Origin of the sequence: Verrucomicrobium spinosum DSM 4136 = JCM 18804, from assembly GCF_000172155.1 — a bacterium.
GTDB lineage: Bacteria > Verrucomicrobiota > Verrucomicrobiia > Verrucomicrobiales > Verrucomicrobiaceae > Verrucomicrobium > Verrucomicrobium spinosum.
The window spans coordinates 1,701,485-1,722,299 of the sequence record NZ_ABIZ01000001.1 but is presented as its reverse complement, the minus strand read 5'-3'; the positions used below and the strand labels follow the sequence as shown (position 1 = coordinate 1,722,299).

Here is a 20,815-nt window from a genome sequence, read left to right as displayed (position 1 = left end):
AAGTTGAGTCAGTCTGCGCCTGAAGCAAGACTCCAGGCGGCAGACTGCTGGGAGGAGATCAGAAGTTCAAAGCCGCCTCCACGGGCGAGATGATGCGGCCACTGATGGTGGAGTTGCCAATGTCAAACGAGTGCCGGAGGGCATCCTCCACCACCCCATCCAGGGCGAAGTCGTAGGTCATCGAGCTGGTCTGGCCATCCAGATAGGACGGTGCCACCACCTGGATGCTGCGGACGGAGTGCCCCTGGAGAGCATCTGCCTCCACCTGGGTCAGCCAGTAGCCATCCATGTCGGCGATGAGTTCCTCCACGCCGACCAGGTAGCCGAGCTCGTTGTAGAGGGACACCACCACAATGCCGCCAGGCGAGGTGCGTCCCACGAAGAGGGCCAGGCCATCCCTGTCGGAACTGAAGGAGAAGCCGCCAAAGATGCCAGCGCCGTAACGGTCGCCAAATATCCCGCTGCCACCCACCAGGCCGCTGATGTCGAAGCCCAGCCGTGTGAGCGACTGCACCACGTCCACCGGGCGGATGTGCTCACGACTCCCCGAGGTGGGGCGGAAGCTGCTGTAGCGGGTCTCATCCGTGCCGGTAGCGCCTTCCTCATCGGTGATGCTCACCTTGATGGTGAAGGTGCTCTCCGCCGCGTAGTGATGCGTCGCGTAGATCTGGCGGGCGGAGGCATCGAGGATCGCGTAAGATCCGGTGGAACCGCCCGTGGCCGGATCATACAATCTGGCCATGCTGCCGGTGAGCGGATTCACGAGGCGGGCAATCTCTGCCTGACCCGTGACCGGATTCACCAGCGGCACCAGCTCGCCCGTCGTCGGATCGATGAATTTCACCGGCTCAGTGGTGCCAGGATAGGTCGGTTCGATGAAGCGACCGGTGGTCTTGTCAAACTGCAGGACGATGGCGTCCACCACCGTGCCGTCGCCGAACTCCACCCTGGCCGTGTGGATGTCTTCCGAGGAGTCCACAAACTTGCTGATCACCGTGACCGTGTTCAGGTCCGCAGTGACCGGGATGGTCACAAGGCTCTCAATGATGGGAGGTCCGTTGGTCACCTCGATCTCGCCGGCAGAGACGCTGGCGACACCGCCGTCATCGTCCTCCACCGTCACTTTGATCTGGTGCGGGGTTCCAGGAGCTGACTCCTCAAGGTAGCGGTGGTTGATGCTGAACTCGCGCACCGGGTGCACATCCTTGTACACCAGCTCGGAGATCGCGCCATCGCCTGCGAGGGTGACGACCATGCGGCTGGCCTCATACGGGGAGCCGTTGGGCTGGCCCTTCACGAAGACCGTCTGCAGGGTGTTCTCACCCACCGCCGGGATCACCGTGGTGGAGAGCAGGCGACCCTGGGCGTCGTAGATCTGGATGGTGCCCCCCTTCTCGTTGATGTCGATGATATCGATGCTTTCGAGATAGACCGGGCTCTTGAAGTCGAAGATGAGCCTGCCACCTGCTTCATCGTCGTTGGGGTTGGTGGCGTCGCCATCCTTGGAGATGATGAGCACCTTGCCCAGGGCGAGGTTGTTCATGCCTTCACCCGTTGTGGTGGAGGCTCCCTCAATGCGGAGGGACTCGTCGGAGACGATCACATTGGCCACCTCCGTGCCAACAAGAGGCAGGGTGCCGGTGTAGGGATTGGCACTGCCGTTGGCCGTGGTGGCCACCGTCGGATCACTGCTGGAGCGGCCCACCACAATGTCCAGGCTGGCGCGCACGCCATTGGTCAGGGTGTAGTGGAAGGTCTCCGTCAGCGTCTGGCCGGCCTGCAGCATCGCCAGGGAGGGGCTGTTGCTGTTCACCACATAGGAGTAGCTGCCGTCCTCCAGCAAGCTGAAGCTGCCGTACTTGCCCGTCACCACCGAGCCGGGTGCCTGCACCGTGGCATGCTGCCCCAGGCCACCGTAGTGGATGTTGGGCGTGGCGATGTCAAAGTCGCCGCCGGTCGGGTTCGCGGAATCAAAGATCATCGGCGGACGGGACGGATCCCCGGTCGAGATGGTGAAGCCACGGCCGCCTGCCTGGTCGAGATAGGCATTGCCGGCCAGATCGCCTGAGAGCAGCGGGTTGAGCTGGCCATCGCGCTCGAAGTCGATGACCGTGTTCCCGCCAAAGGTCAGCGTGTCGCTGGTGCCATCACCCCAGTCGATCGTGACGGTGTGAGTGTCCTCAGGGCCGAGATCCTCGAAGGATCCGCTCAGGTTCACCACCGTGCCGCCCGTCACCGTGGGATCGCCGCTGCCATTGGTGGGCAGGTCATCACCATTCGTGAGCGTGAGGGTGGGGGCGCTGATCGTCGGATCTGCGTTGATGACAGTGGCACCCACGGTGGCGGAGCCGCTGCCGTTGTCGTCATCCGTCGCGGTGACTTTGATGGTGTACACGTCCGTACCCTGACCGCCGGGGAGCAGAGCGTCGTCGTTGTACGTGTGCTTGAGGGCAAAGTCTGTGGTGGTGCCGGTCCGCAGGGCCACCAGGGTGAAGCTGGCGTTCCCGATGCTGAGCACATCTCCCGCACGGTAGCCCGAGCCGGTGCTGACCACCTGAACGGCCGCGAGGCCGCCGTCCTCACCGGCCAGGAGATTGACGATCATGCCGGTGCCGGAGCCGCCGGAGACCGCTGCATTCACCGTGTTCACGAATCCGCTGCCCGCCTGGTTGATGGCGAAGCTGGCCGGATTGGCCGCGGTGATCGTGAGCGTCTCGGTGGAGCCGTCCGCCCAGTCGATGGTGAGCATATGGTCATCGCCAGCGCCCGGGTCAGTGAACTTGCCGGTGAGAGTGACCGTGCCGGTCTCCAGGACCGGGCCGCTCACCGCGAGGTCATGAACCGTCGGACTGACGTTCAGGATCGTCACCTTCTGCGACACTTTGCCTGCGCCGCCATCCTTGTCGATCACACGACCCTGGATGATCAGTTCTCCATTGTCATCCACCACGGTGGACGGCACCTGCTGTACCATCGAACCGGAGACGAAGCCTTTCCCATCGCCGTAGTTGTAGGTGTAGCTGAAGGGTCCGCTGTTGTCAGCGCTGGAGGGATCCTGCGCTCCGCTCAGATCAAGGGTGAAGATGTCCCCTTCATTGATCACGATCGGATCGAGCTCCACGGTCGGGCCCACGTTGATGATTTGCAGCTCAAAGGAGGTCTGCGTGGGCGTGCCCAGCGGGTTGAGCTGGGAGATGTCCTGATCGTAGGCCGTGATGATGACCTTTTTCTGGGAGTCGATCGGACCGTCATCGAGCGTGTGGGTCCAGGTCCAGGTGCCGTTGCCGTTGGCATCGGGCTGGGTGAACGTCACCGTGCCGTAGGTTTCCCCGTCGGCCATGCCCTCGTACTGGGCGATCATGTCGCGCAGCGGCAGACCGCCCGGGTTGTAATAAGTGCCGGTCACGATGGCCACGGAGCCTTCGTTGGCGACCACGATGGTCTGGTTGAAGTCAATCGCCAGGAGCGGGGCTTCATTCACCACGGTCACCTTGGTCTGCACCTCGCGATAGCCGCCACCGTCAAAGATGCGGCCCACCACAGTGTACACGCCGGACCGGGCCGTGAGGCTGGTCGGCAGGGTGTAGGACTGCGAGGCAGCCTTGAAGACCAGCCCGTTGCTCTGCTCCACGAGAGCGGCAATCTGCTGGGAGAAGTTCGTGGCAATAACGCTCACGGCATCCACCTGGGTGCCGAGTGCGGCGATGGTCTGCACATCGGCGGCAAAGGTGGCGCTGGCGGGATCCAGGCGTCCCAGGTTTGTCATCAGGCTGCGGATCGCGTCGCGGCCTTCGGCAGTCGCACCCGCGACTCCATCCGCATCCACGAGCTCCTGCACCAGGGACTTGAGGGCCTGCTCAAACCCGGACTGCGTGGCCGCACTGCCATCGCTGAAGCGAATGGCGTTGGTGGAGGCCTGCAGCACGAGGCTCGTGTCGGCACCGGCGACCAGGGCATCTCCCAGCGTGGAGAGCAGGGTGGTGTCTGCTCCGCGCTGTACGTCATCCTTGAGCTCCTCAATGGCGGCGATGCGGGCTAGAGCGTCCGCCAGACCGGAGGACTGTAGCAGCGCCAGATCCACATCCAGTTTCAGGAGGGTGGCCACTTGCGCGGCATAGTTCGGACTGGAGGCATCCAGCGGGGCTGGCTCCGGCTTCACAAAGTCCGGATCCTTGGGCACATAGATCTGGTAGCTGAAGGTGATGTCCGCCGGATCGGTGACGTTCACAAACTGAACCACCGGAGAGCTGCCCTGCGGCCACTGGCCCACGTTCACGAGATCACCAGAAGGCAGGACGTTGTTCACCTGCAGCGGTGCCACGCGGGAGGTCACCACTTCAGCACCGTTGTTATAGGTCACCGTCAACGTCACATCATAGGTGCCGTCATTGGTGACCCCCATCGCCACGAGATTGGCCCAGGTGAGGTTCAGGTTCTGACCGCTGCCAGCCACATGGCCGTTGACACGCCAGACAAAGGAGTCTGCGTCTGGAGTACCGGCGGCCGCGCCTTGCAGCGCGATGCCAGCACCTTCCTGGGTGACGTAGGTGCCGTTCGTGATCTCAGAGCCCAGCAGGGCCTTGTTCACGGCCACGGAGTCCGGGCCAAAGCTCACCGTCACCTGCACCGTCTGCTGGGAGAGGACGTTGCCATCATCATCCACCGCCACCACGCTGGTCTGGTACACGCCAGGGCGGTCATACTGATGGATCGCATTCGGCTCACTGCGGTAGGTGCTGGAGGTGCCATCCCCCCAGTTCACGGTCCAGGTCTTGATGATGTCGCCGCCCGGATCGGAGTACTTCAGATCCAGCTTGTAGGGCTTGTTCACCAGGCTGACCTCGAACTGGGCAGGTCCGGTGACCTTGAGGGTCGGCAGGGCATCCGTCACCGTGATGGTGACCTCATCGTCGCTCTCCTCAATGATGCGGGACTGCTCATTCTGCAGGATCAACTGACCCTCCACGTCGAAGTGCTGCTCCACGCGGGTGATGCGCAGCGGAAGGCGCTTCTCGATGGCGCCGACGATGTCGGCGTTGGAGAAGCCAAAGTCCACCAGGTCGTCCCAGCTCAGCTCGATGACCGGGGATTTTTCCACCAGGATGGTGCGGGCGACCAGGTCAAACGCCTGCAGGCTCGGATCGAGGAGATTCGTCCCCGCCCCCGGCTCGGCATGGGTCTGCAGATAGGCCAGGAAGTCCTCATTCACCTGCGCGGTCACCACGTAGTCCAGGAAGACCTGCTCGTACTCGGTGTAGCTGCCATCGCCATTGAGATCCCAGGCGAAGCTGTAGGTGACGCGCTTGCCGAGGAGGCCGTTCTGGGCCTCGCCGTAGGTGATCACCGGATCTTCCGGCAGTCTGGTACCGCTGGCATCCAGCACGATCCCCTCGCCTTCTGCGATGGTGACGGTGGTGCCAGAGCCGGAGGTGCTGCCCGCCGTGCCGACGGAACCTTGAGCATAGAGCGAGTTCGGATCATTGGCATTCTCCACACGGGCTCCGATGGCGTCCAGGGCGGCCTGGCTGCCGGAGACGGAGTTCTGCGTGAAGATCACGTTCTCACCGGCATTGCTGCCGGACATGTTCACCTGGCCGTTGCCCTGGATGTTCGAGGTATCAACAAGAGCCTTGTTGATGCCGGAGATGTTGAGGATCGTACCGTCGGAGATGAACTCCACCACCGCCTTGTCGTTGCCGTCGCCGGCGGCGATGTCGATGACCGGGTCACGCTTGCTGCGCACCGTCACGGTGTCGTCACCGCCCTGGAGGTCGGCATTGATGGCCGCAGCGGCGTCATTGATGGTCAGGGAGTCGAACCCGTCACCCGTGGTGATGGTGATGGTGATGGCGTTGGTCTCGATGATCTCCCCATTGGCATCCTTCACCAGGGTGGTCTCAACGTTGCGGTTCCGGTCGTTCGGAGCCTCGTTGATGGTGATGAAGTCATCGCCAGCACCTGTGGTGATGGACAGGCCCTTCATGTTGGCGAAGTCCACGTGAATCTCCGAGTTCGGCACGGAGATGCTGTCCACCTTGTTGTTGTGCAGGGTGACGAAACCACCCGGAGCCTGGTCAATGAGCGGGTCAAAGGAGCTGCCCACAAACACGGTGGCCGGATCTGAGGGGTCAACGTAAATGCTGTTCGGGTTGAACAGGCCTTCGTTGGCCCCGCTGGTCATGTTCCCCACGCGGTTGCGGATGACCTGGGTGAAGCTGAGCTGGCCAACGGTGTTGCTCACCGGATCGATGTCGCGGCTGAAGACCGCCACGGAGTTCTCGCCAATGGCATAGAGGAAAGCACCTTCCGGGATGGAGGTGTGGAGCTTGAAGTCACCCAGTCCCGTGACAGCCACCAGGCCCTGGATCGTACCGGTGCTGCCAGCGACCTGCGCCGCCCCCGCGCCACGGGCGGCATCTGCCGTCTCCGCGAGCTGGAAGTGGAAGCGATCCACCACGCGGACGTAGTACTCCACGCCCGGGGTGACCCCGACAGGGGCCTCGCCGGCCTCGAACCAGACCTTCTGGCCCGTGGTCAGGCCATGGTCACGCTCGGTGGCGATGGTGCGGTTGGTCTCATCGATATCCACGCCGCGGAAGTCGAGGGTGGTGTCTGGCACCGCAACACTGAAGACCAGGGCCTTCGCCCCGGCGATGCCGCGCACGCCATTCACCCCTTCGCGGAGGAGCTGGCGGAACTCCAGCTGCCCGTCGATGGCCTGGTCGGTGCCATCGGTGCTGAACTGGTCAAACACTACGAGGGCGTTGTTGTCCGCGCTGGCCACATACACGAAGCGCCCCTGGGCAATGTTCGTGGAGAAGGAGCCCAGTTCCTGGACGATCTCCGGCCCGATCACGATGGACTTGGCGTTGCTCAACCTGGCATCGGTGCTGCCGAGCATCGTCAACGTGCCATCCGTGGGGTTCACGGAGTACACGCGAAGCTGGGAGACGGCCGCGCTGCCCTGGGTGGCTGGCACGTTGTGCAGACCATAAGCCTGCACGGTGCCATCCGGCAGCGTGAGGAACTCCAGGTCCATGAGGCGGTCCGGCATGACGGCCTGGGAAGTCAGCGTCTTGGCGTCCGCATCAAAGGCGAAGACCTCCGTGCCATTGACGCCGCTGACATACACAAACTTGCCGGAAGGATCGACGGCCAGGGTGGCCACCGGATTCGTCTGGTTCGCCCCCGTCTGGAAGGCGATGGTGTCAAAGACGGCATTCGTCACCGGACGCAGGCCATCCACCGTCTCAGTCATGAGCAGACCGGTGGCCGGGTTGGTGACTTCCCGGGTGAAGGAGGCGCGTTCATACACCGTGATCTTCCCGGTGCCGGTGCCTTCCTGGGTCGCGCCCACGAAGACAAAACGCCCATCTGGCGAGACCGTGATGGTCTTGGCACCGGAGAGGCCCTGATCCGCCACACCGAACTCACCCGTGATGTCATCCTTGAGCAGTTGCACCACCTTGATGCTGTTGTCCGCCTGTTGTTCCAGGACATACAGCGCATTGTCCACATCCGACACGGCGTAGAACGTGAGGCCGGAGGCATCCGCGGAGCGCACGGGATTGCCCGTCATCATGGAGAGCGACGTGGCCCGGCTGGTCGGATCCTGGTCCTTCAGGCCGTTGAGGCCGTTCGGGTTCGGTCCCTGGCTGAAGGTCAGAGGATTGCCAGACAGGATTTCAAACGCCACCAGCGAGGAGTCTCCGCTGGCTGCGGTGACAATGAAGCGGTGCGTGACATTGTCATCCGTGGTGAAGGTGGCCGGTTCCCCGGTCGCATCCGTGGCGCCGGAGAGGCCGTTGGCCACATCACCCACGCCTTCTTCCGCGGTGTCCAGACGGACCAGCGTCTTGCCGCCGTTGAGCACGTCATAGACGCTGACGGCATTGTCATTGGCCCCGGTCAGGTCAGAGGCCGTCACGTAGAGGCGGCTGCCATCTCCGCTGAGGTACAGACCGGAGGCTCCGCCCAGACGGTTGCCGTTCTCGGCATCCACGAGGGTGAAGATGGCCTGGTCATAGCCGGTGCCGGTGAGACCTTGAACCACGATGGTGGCGGTCCGCTCGAGCGTGGAGCCGTTCCCGTCTGTCACCGTGTAGGCCAGGGTGATATTGGCCGTCTGCCCGGTGTTCAGGCTGCTGAAGACGCTATGGTTCGCGTCCACCGTGACGGTGCCCACCTCCTCGTGGACCTTCACCGCTGCAGCATACTGGGAGCTGGTCACGACCACACTGCCGGACTGGATCTTCACCACATCACCCGCATCGCTGTCGGTGACGTTCGCAAGGAGATCCACCACCAGCGGCACGCCGCCCTCATTGACGGTGCCGTCCACCGTGGCCGGGCCGCTGAGATCGTCATTGCTGCCGGTGATCCGGATCACGGCCGTCTGCCAGGTGGAAAGGCCGTCCGCGTTTTCCAGGCGATAGCGATAGGACAGGTCGATAAACTCACCCTCCGACAGGCTCTGGTAAGCGGTGCTGGAGACCGTGACCTGGCCAGTGACCGGATCAATGGTCACGCCGGACTGGTCGCCGCCCAGAGTGGTGAGGTTCTTCAGAGAGAGCGCCGAATTGCTGGTGGCACCATCAAGCAGCGAAAGGGATCCGCCTGCTTCCGTGAGCTCCACCTCGAGCGGGCCTCCCACCCGCGGGGCCGCCGCGGCCCCGGTGATGTTGAAGAGGATCGTGCGCACCACTGTGCCGTTGGTGGGGGTCTCCACCTCGTACGTCAGGGTGAGGGTGCGGATCTGGCCAGCCGGAATGTTCAGCAGGGAGGCCACATCCGGATCCAGGGTGAGCTCGCCGTCAGCGGATACCAGCAGCGCACCGTAGGCGCTCGTATTGTCGCTGGTCGTGACGATGAGGGTCTCCAGATCGATGGTCGAGCCAGCCTCTTCGCTGTCGAGCAGGTTCTCGGTATAAACCGGGGCGTTCTGGTGGATGTTCACCACCGCGTTGCCAGAGGTGTCCGTGGCGTTGGTCGTGGCCACTTCTGCCTGCCCATCCACCGCGAGGGAGAAGGTGGCCGTGCTGGTGCCACCTGCGGCATCTGCCACACGGTAGGTCACGGTGAAGTTCACCGACTCGCCAGTCGCGAGGTCACGCAGCGTTTCACCCGGCTGAAACACCAGGCGCTGGCCATCGATCACGAACAGGTCCTCAGGGGTGGCCACGGTGATCGTGGTGCCGTTCTGATCATAGGTGACGGACTCGATCGCATCCAGGATCAAGCGGGCCGGCACATCCGAGCGGTCGGTGTCCGTGTCATTGCCCAACACGTCAAAGCTCACAGTCTGGAGCTCGTTGGTCGTGGCCGCGTCATTCACCGCCACCGGGGCTTCGTTCACGCCGGTCACAGTGTACTCCAGGCGGGCAGAGGCCTGCGCGCCGGAGTCATCCGCCATGGTGTAGTACACGTGGAAGGTGATGGACTCGCCGGCTCCCAGGCTCTGCAGGGCATTGCCAGGCGTGAAGACCACCTCCCTGCCGTTGTTCACGGAGAAAAGGCTCGCAGGATTGGTCAGGCCGGGCAGGCCGGTCACGGTGACGGCGTCGATGGTCTGCAGCACAAAGCTGGAGGCGACGTCATCAGGGTCGGAGTCATTGGTCAGCACCTCGATGGTGTCGGGCGTGTCTGCAGTGCCGCTGGCGAAATCATTGCCGGCCACGGGCGCATCGTTGATGCCGTCAGAAGCAGGGCTGCCGCCTTCCAGCTCACCCAGGCCCTTCAGTTTGGCCATCAGGTTGTTCAGCGCATACACCTTGCCAGCGCCACCGTCCGCCACGTAGAGCACGCCAGACTCGTTGAGCACGAGGTCCGTGATCGAGGTGCCGGTGTAAGTCGCGGCCTGGTAGGTCTGGTCGGAGAACATGCGCACGCCGCTGCCGCTGGCCATGCTGACGAGACCGCCCAACGCATCCACAAAGGTCGAGGAAATGGCGGTGTTCTCACCTGGATCCACGAGGATCACCTCGTAGTTGAGCCAGGCATCGATCTCACCCGTGTCGCCTTCACGATGCTCGCCGAGACCGTCCCCGGTGGCGATGCGGATGACCGGGGACCATTCGTCCCCGGAGGTGGAGTCATCTTCACGGAACTGGGCTTCAATCGTCCCGCCTGTGTACGGGAAGGTCCAGCTCATGTCGATGTTGAAGTTGGTGTAGTCTTCGGAAACCCCGTCGCGATAGATGGGTTCATACCAGGCACCGCCGTTGATGCGGACGCGGAATCCGACTTCCGCGCTGCTGCCAGAGTCGTTGGGGACGTTGATGTCCGCCGAATTGATCTTGATTTTGTATGTGAGGAAGTCGTACTCGTCCGTCGAGATGAAGGTCCGGTTGCTGATCGAGGTGTCGTACTCGTGCTCCTTCACCCAGTTGTTCACGCCGCGTTCGCGGTAGCTGACGATCGAGCCGCTGCGGTAAACCCTGGCAACATCCCCATCAATGGTGACGGCGTATCCGCCCGTGAGATTGGCCACCGGGGTCCAGTTCCCGCCGGCCTGGCGGCTGTAGATGCGGCTCTGGGCACTGGTGCCGACAATGAGGTGATCCCCGTCCACATCCACCCGCATGGACGAGCCAGAGAGGCTGTCTGTCTTCTTCAACTGGCCATTCTCATAGATGGCCAGCGTGTTGAGCCCGTTGTAACGGCCCACCACCGCCAGGACATCCCCGTCCGCAGCGAGTCCCATGCCGAAGTTCGACTCCTTGGCACTCGAGGGTGATTCCAGGAACCCGGTGATCTGACCGGACAAGTCGAGGACCAGCACCACGCCGCGGTCGTCATTGTCGATGACGCTGTTGGCCCGGTAGTCGTTGTAGTCCGCCTGGGGCACGCCCACGTAGATCTGGGTGCCGTTTGTGGCCACAGACACCACCCCATTGCCTTTCAAGATGATCCGCCCGCCATCGAGCGTATTCGGAAGGTTTACCAGATTGTTGTTGATGTAGAGCTTGCCATCGCTGGTGGAAATGCGGGTCTCTCCGGCATAGACCACCACACCGTCGTTCTGGTGGGCGATGCCGATCTCCCCATCCCCGTCGTCACGGAGGTTTGAAGTGGTGGAGCCGCCCGTGCCCACCGTGTCGAACTCGCGAATCTCATCCGCCTTGACGACGATGTACTTGCCGAGGGCAGCGTCCCATTCAAAGGCCGCCACGGATCCGGCCTTGTCCCCTACATAGACGCGGGCGAGATCGTTGGCGACGACCAGGGCGGTGGGGTCAGTGATGCCCTTCACCGCCTCGATTTCGAAGCTGGCCTCCATGGAGAAGCGGACCCCGTTCTGGAAGGTCATGGAGCTTCCGTTCGAGGCAACAACAAACGAATCCGCCGCCGTGCCCGTCTCATGCCCCACCACGGCACCGCCGCTGGTGGACCAGCCGAAGTACAAACCTTCGACGCCATCGAAGACAGTGCCGGTCTGGTCGGTGGAGAGGTCGAAGCTGAACTCGTTGATGCCCGTCTTCTCAATGATGCGGGTGGTGCCGGTCGCCACGATCTCAAAGCTGGACACCACGTTGCCGTTCAGGTCGAGCTCGCTGGTGACACGCATCACATACGGGGTGATGGTCTCTCCCACAGAGGTGCCCACGGCATTGAAGCGGTAGGTGACGCGGTCTGAGGTGAGCTGGAGGCCCGCCTGGCTGGAGTTGGCCAGCGGCTGATCCATCACCACGATCCGGTCAGAGCCTTCCAGACTGGAGGCGGTGGAACTGGGCGTGGCCCCGCTGGAGAAGTCAAAGCCCACATCCAGGCTGCGGCCCAGATCGGTGAGGCGGGTGATCTTCTGCTCGAAACGGGTGAGCAGCCCGGTGGCGACATCCCGGGTGAACACGAGGATGCCATCGCCGTCATCGCTGCCGGAGGCGTTGGAGCCTTGGTCGGTGATGAAGACCTTTGTGCCATCCGGGCTGATCCAGATGTCCGAAGGACGGTGCAGGGCATCCGTGCCCGTCGGGCTGAGGAGGTCATTCACCCCGCGGGCCACATCCGTGCCAGCCGCATCGATGTTCTTGAGATCGGTCTGATAAGTGGCCACATGAGTCAGCGTCGGCAGACCACTGAAGGTGACCCCGATGGCGAACTGGCTGATGGCGGTATCTCCCAACACGTAGAGATAGCGCTCATCCGGGCTGAGGGTGATGGTATGCGGGCGGTCTGGCACCACCTGCACGCCATCCACCATGGTGGGGATGTAGCCCACGTAGCGCAGGTAGGAGCGCGTGGGGTCCGTGGCATCCTGGGTGCGCACGAACATGGCCAGCTCATCCTCCGCCGTACCCGCAGCAAACACCGCCGGGAGGCTGGTGATGGGGCGATACACGCCCAGTGCATCCTGCACGAGGAAGGTCGTCGTCCCGCTGGTGGAAACGAGGCTTTCCACCCCTTGCAGACCGTCCACCCGCAGTGAGGGGAAGCTGGCTTGATAGAGGCTGTCCTCGTGATCGAGCACCCGCGAGCCTTCCACGATGGTCAGGCTGTTGCGGGTAAGTTCAATGGTGCTCGCCAGTGGGGAAACGACGTGCAGGGTATGCGTCGCCTGACCGTCTGCGTCGGGGCGACCGTCTGCGTTGGTGTCTTCCCGCCCGCCAATGACCTCGGCTTTCTTCGCGCCTTCCAGGCTCACCAGCATGTCCACGCGGGTGAAGTTCACCGCGCCGGCACCCGCATTCACGATGTCCAGCGAGATGCCTGCCATGGCGTCTTCCAGCGTCTGGGCGAGTTCGAAGCGACCACCGCTGAGGTTGGTGACATAGTAGAACTGCCCCTGATCCAGCAGGATGTCGCTGGGAGGATTGCCGGTGGTGCGATAGGTGGGCAGAGCTCCGCCGCGGGTCACATTGAGACCGTCGGCAGTCGTCTGGTTGTCCGTGATGGCCACGGTCACTGTGCTGACAAGCACCCGGTCTCCCACTGCCAGCGGCGTGGCCCCGTCGAAGTCTGCAGAGGTGAAGGTATCGTCGGTGGCCACGGTGGCCGTGCCTTTGCCATCGCCAAAGTAGAGCTGGCCCTGGGAGATGTACCAGTCCACGCCATTGGCGTTGTCGGAGTTGTCCACGGACAGCCGCTCCATGCCAGCGCCCACCACCAGGCGGGCGAACTGGTCCTGCTGCGGGTCGCCGTTCACAATGACACGCAGGGTGTCATCCTCACCCTGATCTCCCTGGATCACGGTGTTGTTGCCCATGCGGAACATGACCACCTCGTCATCGCCGGGGCCGCCACGCACCTCCACCTGGAGGTTGTTGTTGGCGTTGTCCATCACCCAGGTGTCCTTGCCCAGGCCGAGCAGGACGTTGAGCTTCTCCACATTGGTGAAGTCCACCGTGCCGAGCACCGTGACATAGGTGGTGCCCTCAGTGGCGTAAGAGGAGAGATCCAGGATCGCCCCTTCAGCCGCAAGCGGATCCGGATCCAGAAGCTGGAAGGTGCCCGCGGCGGCGTCAACATTGACCACGGTGTAGAAGATCTCACTCTTCAATCCCGCAGGCAGATCCGCCCCGGCGTAGAAGGCCACCTTGCGGCCTTCCGTCAGCCCCGAGACATCTGCCACCGTGAAGGTGTTCGTGGTGGCGTTGACGGAAATCGCTTTGCCAGTGCCGGGATTGTTGAAGACCAGGCGGGAAGGATTGCCGTTCTCACCATCGATCAGGCCGCCCACCGTCTGCTCAAGCAGCGGCGTGCCATTGCTGGCGAGCGTGAGCTGATGATTGCCACGCCCCCCGTCCAGAAGGGTGATGAGGTTGTCATTCAGGCCCGTGTCTGGAAGCGTGAAGTTCCGCAGGTAAGCGGCCAGGGCCTCCGCCTTTTCCTTGGTATCCGTGAGGCGGATGATGTCGCGCCCCTGACGCACGACGTAGTACACGCCGCCGTTTTGGAGCGTTGACCGGGTGCCGTCTTCCAGCAGGATCGCCGGACCGGTGCCGTCCGTGGTGAAGATGACCTGGTCACCCGTTTCCCAACCGGTGCCGAAGAGCTTGATGGCGTTCTGCGCGTCCAGCACGTTCACCACATTGCCGTCAAAGTGGCGCGTGGCTCCGTAGCGGATGCGATCACCGCCCGTCGGAAGATCCAGGGACTTGTCATGAGCCCCGCCGTTGATGACGAGGGCTCCCGGGCCGGTCCCGATGATGTTGAAGTCATCGTCACCCTGCTCACCGTTGATGGTGAGGTCCGCGGTGATCTTGAAGACATTGACCACGTCGTTGCCGTAGCCGTTGTCCGTATCTCCCGCCACGTCCTCATCCGCATCGAGGTTGATCACCGTCGGGATGACGGTGTCTTCCACCACGAAGATGCCATCGGTCTCCCCGAGGTTCACGGTAAGGCTCTCGAACTCCTGGAAGATGATGGCTTTCTCCGTGGTCGGTGCGCCTTCGATCTCGTAGTTGGCGATCAGGCCATGACCGTCCTCCGTGACGCCGAGGCGGCCATAAGGCACCGCATCACCCGTGCGCGGATCTTCCAGCAGGAAATGGTCGTTGCCATCGCCCGCATTCACGGTGAGGAACCTGGACACCTGGAACGGTGCCACCTCAGCGCGGGGCGGGGAATCGCCCGGGCCGGCCTGGCGGATGCCGCCGACCTTCAGCATGTCATCGCCACCCAGGAGGTGGACGTTCACGATGTGGTCAAGCTGGAGCACATCCAGGCGCTCCTCACCATCGGTGAAGGAGTAGTCCGCCACCATGGCCTTGAAGGCATCGGCATTGGAGTGCGTGTTCTGCACCACCTTGATGCCGCTGGATTCGAGGAAAGAATTCTCCACCGTGATGGTGGGGCCGGGAGCCGGCAGTCCGGAGAGGATGTCCCAGCCGAAGAGCTCGTACTGCTGGGCGATCTGGGTGGTGTCGATGAGCCAGTCGGCGGTGACCTGGGTGGTGAAGGTGATGTCCTCCACGTCCACATTCCGCAGGGTGGTGCGGTTGCTCGGCGGATCCACCAGATGCACGCGGATGGTGTCGAAGTCCGCGCCGCCTTCGAAGCGGGTCGGGATGTACAGATCCGGGATGATGATGTTGTCGCGGTCCGGACCGGTGACGATGAGCAGCTCGTTGGCCTGCATCACATCGCGGTTCAGGTTGTCCGGGGTGGTGAAGGTGACCCCCACGCCACCGTCCACGTTCCCCTGGTCCATGGCGATGGTCAGGAGACCGGCAGCCTTGATGCGGTGCGTGGAGTTGTAGATGAAGACGTCCCCGTTGAGCAGGGTCACATCGGCGGTCTGGCTCTGGATGGTGATGCCATCCACCATGAGCACGGAGTCCTGCGTGTCCTCCACGTCGAAGGCGCCGAGGATCACGTTCCCACCCGCGATCACATCCTCAAGCAGGTGCATGATGCCGGGCAGCTGCACGTCCACCACACCTGTGGCGCGGATGCCGACATTGGCGTCTTCCGTGCCGCCCACTTCCATGTCATGGGCGTTGCGCAGGTAGAGACTGCCCACATTGGCCTCGAGGGCGTTGATCTTGGCCTCAAAGGCATTGTAGCTGTGGATGATCGCGCCGTTGGGCTTCACCACGTAGTGGCCCACCGATCCGGTGGCCTGGAGATACACGGTGTCTGCGACCAGATCGAACTCGCCGTCAAAGGCATCGATCATGTTGTTGATCTCCGTCATCTCCACATGGCCGGGAGCGCTGATGAGATCTGTCACCAGGAGGTCAAATCCTCCGAACGAGGCAAAGATGTCATCGCTCACCGAGGTGAGGCCGGCCAGTTCCAGCTGGGTCAGCATCGGTGTGCCCGCACGATCAATGTCGAGGCCGATCTCGCCGTAGGCATGGACTTCCAGACGGGCCTCTGGCAGAAGGCTGGCGTCCTGCAGGATGGTCACTTCAATGCGCTCTTCATCCTCGCCGACCCGTCCCTTGGCCGTCTCAATGTAGAGGGAGCCGGTGGTGATCCCCCCGTCCTCATTGGGCTGGATCACGGAGCCGCCGTTGGCCACGATCTTCGTGGACCCGGTCGGGTTGTAGATCACGCCGTCGATGATGAAGTCCCCTGCCCCCACGGTGGCATGGTGGGATTCCATCTCGATGCGGGTGCCGTTGAAGCGCTGCGGACCGGTCTGGGTGAAGGCACCCACGACCTGGCCTGCGAGCAGCGTGACGACCGGCCCCGGGAGGCCGTCGTAAAGGACGTTCATGTCCAGAATGCGCACGTCCAGCGTGGAGCGGTTCACCACATCCACGGAGTTGAAACGGTCCGCCTGGGAAATGGTGGCATTGCTGCCGATCGTCACCTTGCCGTGCTGTTCGTTCGTGTCCGGCCCGTACGGAGAGCCCGTCGGGATGCCGAGGAAGGTCGGACGGTGGTCCGGGTCATCAAAGACGTTGATGGTGGGATTGAGCGCCAGCAGGGTGACGGAGGTGGGCACGGATCCGGCATTGAGCTGGTCAATGATGATCTCACCGCCGGCACGGCGTGCATCGACGAAGTCTCGGTTCGTGATGTTACCCGCCGCATCAATGAAGAGCTTGGCGTTGCGCACCCCGGCACCGATCTTGCCGAAGAAGTTGACCTCGGCGATGGAGATGACGTTGAGCTCGTAGTCGTCGGAGGCGAAGTCGATGCCCACCGCGTTGTTTTCCGTGTTCTGGCGTACGCGGTCACCGGAGTCACCGCCATCGGCGATCACGCGGATGACGTTGCCCAGGATGGCCGCCCCTTCTTCAACCGTCACATAGGTGCCGAGATCGACGGTGTCGAACACCTGGCCGTCATGGCTTACGGAGAGGCCAAAGCCGGCGCCGCGAGCCTCACTGTTGATGTCGATGTTGCCCTGGCTGGCCGTGACGTTCACGGTCCCGCCAATGAGGGTGCTGTTGCGGGCTTGAAGCACTTCCACATCCGAGCGCACATCAATGTCCGAGGTGGTCTGGATGAAGCCCCCCACGGAGTACTGCTCACCGGAGGTGTCGTTATGGGTGATCTTCAGCTTGCTGACGTCGGCGGAGACATTGACCGTGACGCCCTCAACGATGGCGCCTTGACCGATGGTGGTCCGGGCCAGGGTGGAGCCGTCCAGGCCGGTCACATCCGTCTCAGAGCGGGCGAAGTTCAGGCTGCCCACGCCGTAGAACTGGGTCCCGGTGAGGTTGTCCACATCGATCTGGTTGTCCGCATCGATGGTGACGATCCCCTTCGAGAAGACCGTGGAGGCGGTGCCCACACCGGTGGCCACCGTGGAGCGGATGTCCTCGCTGGCCTCCGCGTTCTGGCCGGACAGACCGCCCACGACGAAGACCTGGGCATCGGCCCGGCTGGTGGTCCTGCCCGCTGCCAGGATGGAGATCCCGGTCATGCCGAGGATCTGGCTGTTCGCACCGATGCCGGCGCTCACGTCTTCCACGAAGGTCTGTTCGATTTCCAGACCGGTCATGCCGATCAGCTTGCCGGAGGAGGCGGTGACCTTGGTGGTGGACTGGTTCTGCGCCACCGCAGCCTGCACGAGGATGGTGCCTTCCGCATTCACGAGCACGTTGTCGCCGATCGTGCTGGAGACGGTGGGGGTCATGGACACGTCCACCGCGGAGGATCCCACGGAGACGATGCCTGCATCCACCCCCACGGTGTTGGCCTTCACGGCCGCGTCGGAGTGGGCCTGAATGCTGAGGTTGCCCTCCAGTTCGATCAGGGCGTAGTCGCGCAGGGAGGCGACCACCTCGGGGTTCAGGAAAATATCCGAGGAGTTGATGGCCACGCCGATGACGCCGCCTGCGGCCGCCACGGTCAGGGCCTCGGCATCCAGGTTCCCATCCGTGTCGAGCGTGAGGTTCCGCGCTTTGATGCGGCCGCCCACGTCTGTCTTCACGTTGCCATTCACGTTGGCATTCGTCTGCACAAAGCCGACGGCGAGGGCGCCGACGGTGATGCCCAGGCCTGTGGAGTCGGCAAGACCTTCCGCCAGCGCGCGCACGGTGACGTCGCCCGTCACCTCGATCTCGGTGTCATCACTGAGTCCGGCAAAGACGTCCGGCGAGTAGATGGTGGTGGCCACCACGCCCACCCCGGCACCGATCCCGCCCGCACCGGCGAAGGCGAGCGATTGCACGCCCTCCCCGCCGAAGATCAATCCATTGATGAAGGCAGCAGCGGCCCCGAGACCTGAACCGGCCAGGAAGTCCAATGAAATATTTCTGCCGACGGTGTCCGACTTGGCATCAAACAGGACATCACTGCCCGAGATAATGACATCGCCCCGGGTGTTGGCGACCACCTTGGGAGTGAGGCTGGACTCGATCACAGTCACACCCACGGCGATGACCCCTGCCGAAGCCCCCACGCCGGTGGACTGCACCGTGCCGGAATGGCTGGCGGTGACATTCACATCTCCCGCACCTGCGGCGATGGTTGTTTCATCGCCCAGATAGGCCTCGACGTCAGGCGAGGCCGAGGCGGTGCTGGACACCACCGTGCCCGCCACCACGCCGAAACCGGCCGCCACGTTCAACGTGGTGATGTACGTTTGTCCGCGGGCCCGCACTGTGACCCCCACTGCGGGATCCGTGGTCGTCACCGTGGTACCGGTGATGTGGGCCACGACACTGGAGGAGTCGTTGATCGTGGCCGCGATCGCTGAGGCGGAAAGGAGCCCGCCGCTGACGCTGACGAGGCTGGCATTTGCATCGGTGCGATGGTCCGCACTGACCGTGAGGTTGCGGGCGGAGAGCGCGCCCCCGTGCACATAGGCACGGGTGGCACCGCCGATGTCCACACTGGAGCGGATGACGCTGACGGCGGCCCCGAGCCCGGCAGAAACCGCCGTGCTGACAAAGACCGGCGTGACGGAGACCGTGGACCGCGCATCGAAATTCACGGAACCCTGCAAGGCAGTCACCTGGGAGCCGGTGGCGTACGACTGCACCGTGTTGTGGATCACCGCATCCGAGCCGATGCCCGCCCCGGCGACCGCCACGATGCCCGCAGCCAGGGCGGCGGCCTGAGCCTGGACGTTGATCTGCGGGGTGGAGGAAGCCTCGGCCGAGATGTTGCCCGCTGCGGCGGCGACAGAGCTCTGCTCTATGGCGGTCCAGATGTTGTTGTCCGTCTCGTTGGTGGCAAACGTGCCGGCAAAGGAGATGGCAACGCCAAAGGGTGAAAGCGCGGCCGAGATGGCGGAGGCGCCTGCCTCGGCATCGATGATTGAGCGGTCATGCGCATCCATGTCCACCCCGAGGGCCGTCTGGACCGCTGAGCGGAGGATGTTCGAGGAAACATCCGTCTCGATGGCATTGGTTGCAAAGGTGCCCGCAGCCGAGGCGGCCACGGCGAAGCTGGCCCCCAGGGACAGAGAGACCGTGGCCACCTGTGCATCCGATAGAATGGTCTGCTGGGAGAGGGTGGTCATCTCCAGACGCCCACCCGTGTTGATGGTGGAGTCCTCCACCAGGGTGCTCACCCGCAGGGCTTCCTTGTCCAGACTGGCCGTGGTGACATTGCCATTGGCGTCAATGTCACGATAAGTGCCGCCACCGATCAGGTTCGTTGCAATAGAGGCCCCCAGGGCCACGCCAATGCCCGCACTGCCGCTGATGGCCACCGAGGCAGACAGGGCCCGCACCTCGGCGTCGATGATGGAGACATTGGTGGCGTCGAGGTCCACATCCCCCGCCGCCGTCACCCCGGAGTCCATGATCGCCGCATGGGTGTCCCCATAGATGGCATTCATCCCGACGGCACCGCCGCCACTGACTGAGATGGAAGCCCCGCCAGAGACGCCCGCCGCCAGGGAGGAGGAGTACACGTCCGCATGGATGGCGGCACGCTGGTGGGCCGCGATGACCACCTCACCATGAGTGGCGAAGAGGTCATCCACGTCGTTCACATAGGCACGCACATTCCCCGTGATCTCATTGCTGGCGACGCTCGCAGCGAGGGATACGGCCACGCCCGTGCCGCCAGACAGAGCTGCGGCCAGTGCGGCGGCTCCGGTGTAGGCGTCGATCTCAGAATCATCCGTGGCCACGATGGCAACGCTGGAGCCTTCCAGGCGCTCCCCTGCTGAGGCGAAGGCGAGCACGTTGGTCTTGACCTCGTTGGAGCTCAGTGCGCCTGCGGCACCAACACCCACGCCGGTGCCCCCGCTCAGGGTGGCCGCCATGGCTGCCGCTCCCACGTAGGCGTCAATATTCTGATCCGACTGGGCCGTGAGGCTCACGGCTCCGGCGGCATCCACGGCAGATCCAGTGATCCGGGCGATCACATCCAGAGGCGCATCGCTACCCGCCTCTGTGGCGCCGATGTAGTTCCGGGCCATGGAGAGGCCCATGCCTACTCCGACGCCCGTGCCCCCGCTCAGAGAGGCGCTCAACGCGATCGCCTCGATGGTGGCTTCGATGACCGAGGTGTTGCGAGCAGTCACGGCGGCGTCGCCACCGGCATTCACGTCGCTGTTGTCAATCGCAGCCACCGCACCTCCCAGCACTTCATTCTGCGCCAGCGCCCCCGCACCGGAAACGGCAATGCCCGTGCCACCGGAAAGGGAGGCCGCCAGGGAAGCCGCCGTAGCGGTGGAATCAATCACGCCCGTGCTTAGGGCGGACACGGAAAGGTCATCCGCCACGGTCACCAGACCCACGTCGCGAATGATCGCGCTCACATCATTGCGGATCTCGTTGCTGGCAATGGCAAGGCCCACGGAGATGGAAGTGGCCTGTCCACCAGAAAGGTTGGCCGCCGCAGACATGCCCACGGAGGTGCTGTGGATCGCCGAACTGTCTGTCGCTGCCACGGTGAGATCCCCGTTGCCGAGGGCTTCGACTTTTGCCCCCCCGCTGATCAGTGCACTCGTGTC

The 20,815-nt window shown here is 63.4% G+C and carries 1 protein-coding gene (only partly in view); it reads right to left on the bottom strand.

Annotated elements, in window-relative coordinates; genetic code table 11:
• Positions 1–58: 58 nt before the first annotated feature.
• On the bottom strand, positions 59–20,815 hold the 3' portion of the coding sequence (locus VSP_RS06710) for a PKD domain-containing protein (RefSeq protein WP_009959582.1). It continues 13,248 nt past the right edge of the window; 20,757 of the gene's 34,005 nt are visible here — the last part of the coding sequence; the start codon falls outside the window, past its right edge — the gene reads right to left on this strand; it ends in the stop codon at positions 59–61.